Origin of the sequence: Oribacterium sp. NK2B42, assembly GCF_000424445.1 — a bacterium.
In the GTDB taxonomy this organism is placed as follows: domain Bacteria; phylum Bacillota; class Clostridia; order Lachnospirales; family Lachnospiraceae; genus Oribacterium.
The window spans coordinates 1-4614 of the sequence record NZ_AUJX01000085.1 but is presented as its reverse complement, the minus strand read 5'-3'; the positions used below and the strand labels follow the sequence as shown (position 1 = coordinate 4614).

Sequence of the window (4614 nt, the reverse complement as noted above, 5' to 3'; positions counted from 1 at the left end):
TTAGATGAAATCTAAAAATATGCAAATCCCACAAAAAATGTAGTTGTCATGCAGCTTTGACCGCAATTAGGAATTATTCTGTGAATAATTCAGGTATAATCATATATAATGTATCATTTCTTTGATTTTCGGAGATGGGCATCCGATTACATTAATGATGCCTCAGCACACTGCCATGCAGCATAGAATGCATGACGAAATACATCGAAGATACCCTGTCGTCCTTTCGGAGATGCTTTAGTCGCACTAACTGTTTCAAGTGGTCATAATGTCAATATCATGAAGAAGTTTTAACTATCCAGAATAAATCTTATCAATATTTGCGGTCTGCGGAAAGCAAAAGCTTTGCTTGCGGCGGATGCGGGAAGGAGAATAAAACCATGAACAAATCATTTGAGCGATCTGACGCGCAGATTATTTCGCGGCTGTTTTTCCGTCTGCTGCCTGCACAGGCATTTATGCTGGCGTTGAACGGCCTCAACAATATGATAGACGGTCTGGTCGGCAGCAACTTTGTCGGGGCGAAAGCAATGAGCGCCATCGGAATCTACACACCGCTGCAGATGGCGTGTATGGCGGTCAGCATGATCCTGATGGCAAGCTCTCAGGTGTTGTGTGGCAGATACATGGGCGAGGGACGCATGGAGAAAACGCGGGGCGTATTCTCGCTGAATCTGACGATCGCGCTGGCATTTACAGCGACTGTGACCCTCGCGAGCTTTCTGATCTCCCGGACCCTTGCGGGGCTCCTCGGGGCGACGCAGGAAAACATGGCGGATGTTTCAAACTATATCATCGGCAGAGGCATCGGTGTGATTCCACTGCTGCTGGGACAGCAGCTCGCGTCGTTTCTGCAGCTCGAACGCCAAAGCATGCGCAATTACATCGCCACCGGGCTCATGCTTGTCGTAAATGCCGGGTTTGACCTTCTCTTTGCCGCCGTGCTGGGCATGGGTGCCATGGGGCTCGGAATCGCAACATCTCTGAGCAACTGGGCGTATTTTGCCGTCGTGGGCAGCTTTTTCCTGAAGCCGATGGCGACGCTGAAATATTCTATCCGGGCCATTGACTGGAGCGAGATTGCCAGCATGGTCCGCATCGGCTTTCCCAGCGCCCTGCTTATCTTCCTGACCGCGCTGAGAAGCACGATCTTCAACCGCATGCTTGCCGCGCATGCGACGCTGGAGGCGGTCGCCGCACTGGCCACCTTCAACATGGTATACATATTGTTCTCTGCGATGGTCTCCGGCATCTCGACGACCGGAAGGATTCTGGCAAGCGTCAGCTATGGCGAGGAGGATCGGCGTTCTCTGACATTGCTGATGCGGACAATCCTCACGAAAGGCTATGCCATTGTACTGCTTACCGCCGCGCTGGAGTTTCTGCTGGCAGGTTTTTTCACCGGCCTTTACTATTCCGATCATACGTCGGCGGTGTACGCGATGACGCTCAGCGGAATCCGCTGGGGAAGTCTTTTCCTTCTTTTACAGATACTTGCGTCTATCTTTTCCTCCTACTATCAGGCGCTGGGCAGGATCAAGGCGGTCAACATGTTTTCCCTGATGGAGGGCATCGCCGTCATGGGACCGCTGGCGATCGCGCTGGTTCCCCGGATGGGGCTTGACGGTCTGTGGATTACCATGCTCACAGACAGGTTATGCGGTCACAGCGCTGTTCGCGGCGGCTTATGCCGTGATTTACTGGAAACGCCTTCCGAAAACGCTGGAAGAATGGATCACCCTTCCCTCTGATTTCGGTGCCGCCGAGGAGCAGCGGCTGGACATCACGATTCACAGCATGGACGAGGTGACCGCCACCTCCGAACGGGTCCTCGCGTTCTGCTCCGGGCGTGGCATTGAACGTAAGCGCGCGTATTACTCCGCACTGTGTCTGGAGGAGATGGCGGCGAACATCGTCAAGCACGGCTTCCATGCGGACAATAAGCCCCACGCGGTGGATGTGCGCGTCGTCCACAAGGGCGAGGATGTCATCCTGCGCGTCAAGGATGACTGTGAGCCCTTCAACCCGCAGGAGCGCGCCGAGCTCCTCGACAAGCAGGACATGATGCGCAATATCGGCCTGCGCATGGTGATGCGGATCGCAAAAAGCGTGGACTATCAGAACCTGCTCGGTTTGAACGTGCTGACCATGCGGGTGTGATTTGGAGCACCCAGATCTTCGCCGATAAATCCGAATCGTTGATCACAGGCGGTTTTGAGCCTCTTTCTTCATGCCTGTTCCGTTAATCAGCGTTAGGTAAAATTAAAAGAAACAGAAATAACTGCTATGATCAGGGCAATAAGAATATTTATGCATGATAGTGCCGTCATTAAGCTCATGACATAAAAAATACTGGACAGTTATAAGTTCTTTGTAATACATGAAGGCTCTAAAACACGGATTGACGCCATTTTTCAGTTATGCTAACATAATTAAAACTCTTGCACTGCAAAAACACATAAGTGTCATCTACAGTACAAACTGAGCAGGCAGTACTTTTCTAAGATGGAAAATGTATGTAGCCGGGTCGCTAAACGACAGCAGAGAAGTCTAAAACGCATCTGCGGGACAGTAGTATGTTCCGGGGTGCGTTTTTTTACCTCGATATAGATGATAATACCATACTAGGAGGTAATGTTATGGATGAAACCAAGATTATCAAAAAGCTGTCTCGAGTCGGAATCTGGGGCAATGTTTTACTTGCCGGATTCAAATTGGCTGCAGGAATCATGGGAAACTCCAGTGCCATGATTTCTGATGCGGTTCATTCTCTTTCTGATGTTTTTGCAACTTTCGTTGCATATCTAGGAGTAATCCTGTCTATGAAACCGGAAGATGAGAACCACCCATACGGTCACGAAAGGATTGAGTGCGTTGCCTCTTTAATTTTAGGTCTCATCCTGGCCGTAACTGGCTTTGGTATTGGATATACTGGCATCCAAAAAATCATATCTCATGAAGATTTGGTGATTCCCACCATGCTTCCGCTTGTTGCTGCAGTTATTTCCATAGTCGTTAAAGAAGCCATGTTCTGGTATACCATGTTCTATGCCAGGAAGCTTAACTCGTCTGCATTTAAAGCAGATGCCTGGCATCACCGTTCTGATGCATTGTCATCAGTTGGTTCTTTCATCGGAATCGGACTGGCCATGATAGGATTTCCTATTATGGATCCTATTGCGAGTCTTGTTATCTGTCTGTTTATTCTTAAAGTAGCTTATGATATCTCCCGGGATGCTCTGGATAAAATGCTTGATACATCCTGTGATAAGGATTTTGAAGAAAATCTACGGACTTTCATTGAAGATCAGCCGGGAGTTGAACACATAGACCTGCTTCACACAAGACAGTTTGGAAACAAAATCTATATCGATCTTGAAATCGCAGCCCAAAGAGATATTTCACTTGTTGAAGCTCATGAAATTGCAGAGTCCGTTCATAACAGTGTTGAAAACAAGTATCTTAATGTAAAACACATAATGATACATGTTAATCCGGTAGAGTAATAATCCGATTAAAATCATCAGATCTAATAGAAAGAGCAATTACCATTTTGCGGTATTTGCTCTTTTTTGCTTTTTTCTCGCCTTTCCTCTGAGAGTACATAATGTTATTTTAAACGATACATCTTGTAATTGAGCGATCACGCACTAATAACAGCACTATACTTTTTCTGCTCCGACAATTCCTATCGTATATTGGAATAGAATCTTTGAAAGAAAGCGTAAGCGCCGGGTGCGGATGGTCCGTAGAAGCCTGTACATAACGTACGGGCTTTTTATTATGCCTATAAATTTTAGACACAAAATGCCATAAATATATTGACACAAAACTCACTCAATGCTATGCTTGTGCCACAGTGCATATGACACAGAGAGGAGCGATATATGAAAAAAATGACACTTGAAGATGCTTTAAAAAGGATCAAAGAGCTGGAAGACGAAAATGCAAGGCTCAAAGAAGAACTTGAATACTACAAAAATAGAAAAATCGGTGGAAGAAAGAAACATGACGAGCAGTGGATGCAGGGCTATAACGACTTCGTTGTCCTGTATGAAGGTGGAAAGACCATAATGGAAATCGTAGAAACCGGTTTATGCAGCCGTAGGACAGCGTACAGGTATAAGACTTATTACGATGAGATCAATAAGTCTAAAGAGGAAAAATAATAATTTTCCCTAACAATATGGGAATCCATATACTTCTGTACTATGGCTGACATGAAGTTATTCTCTGACGAAGAAGATCTGTTTAGAAAGTGTATCATATTCTATGCGACGATTTCAGCAAAGGAAGTGAACAAAAACTTTGATGATTAGCCGCCGCACACTCGTGACTACTACTATAAAGATGGTCATGAAACATAGCAGCCAGTTATGAGCATGGCCATCTTGTTGCTTAGGCTGTAGAATGATGGGGCAATCGGTAAGGCATCTCGTGACTTGGACTTTGCGTCCGTACTAAAGCCAGCCTTCCGGCCCCTCATTCGCAGCGTTCGGTTTCGGCAGGTGGAACCGCCGGTGGTGGTGCGTTCGGGTCATACCCCAGTAGATTGAATAAGCAATGAGTAAAGCTGGTTATACCGTTGCATTTCTATCAATCAATTTACTAAAG

Annotated in this window: 4 protein-coding genes and 1 riboswitch; all 4 genes read left to right on the top strand. The window is 46.6% G+C overall.

The features are described from left to right. Positions 1-380 precede the first annotated feature (380 nt). The 4 genes from G625_RS0114465 (at position 381) to G625_RS0114450 (ending at position 4169) form a co-directional block, all read left to right on the top strand. On the top strand, positions 381-1751 hold the full coding sequence (locus G625_RS0114465) for an MATE family efflux transporter (protein ID WP_029201661.1): 1371 nt from the start codon (positions 381-383) through the stop codon (positions 1749-1751). Then, positions 1693-2160 (top strand): ATP-binding protein, encoded by a 468-nt coding sequence (locus tag G625_RS21560; RefSeq protein WP_156885152.1) that lies wholly within the window; start codon positions 1693-1695, stop codon positions 2158-2160. Before G625_RS0114465 ends, G625_RS21560 begins: the two co-directional genes overlap by 59 nt. Positions 2161-2471: 311 nt before the next feature. Beyond that, positions 2472-2574, top strand: a riboswitch (NiCo riboswitch). Between the two features lie 65 nt (positions 2575-2639). After that, complete coding sequence (locus G625_RS0114455; RefSeq protein ID WP_044932974.1) at positions 2640-3506, top strand: cation diffusion facilitator family transporter; 867 nt, start codon at positions 2640-2642, stop codon at positions 3504-3506. Between the two features lie 381 nt (positions 3507-3887). After that, complete coding sequence (locus G625_RS0114450) at positions 3888-4169, top strand: hypothetical protein (protein WP_029201659.1); 282 nt, start codon at positions 3888-3890, stop codon at positions 4167-4169. Positions 4170-4614 lie beyond the last annotated feature (445 nt).

Bases quoted from the DNA above. Each gene is read 5' to 3' on its own strand.
- G625_RS0114465 (WP_029201661.1), top strand. From the start codon at position 381: ATGAACAAATCATTTGAGCGATCTGACGCGCAGATTATTTCGCGGCTG.
- G625_RS0114455 (WP_044932974.1), top strand. From the start codon at position 2,640: ATGGATGAAACCAAGATTATCAAAAAGCTGTCTCGAGTCGGAATCTGG.
- G625_RS0114450 (WP_029201659.1), top strand. From the start codon at position 3,888: ATGAAAAAAATGACACTTGAAGATGCTTTAAAAAGGATCAAAGAGCTG.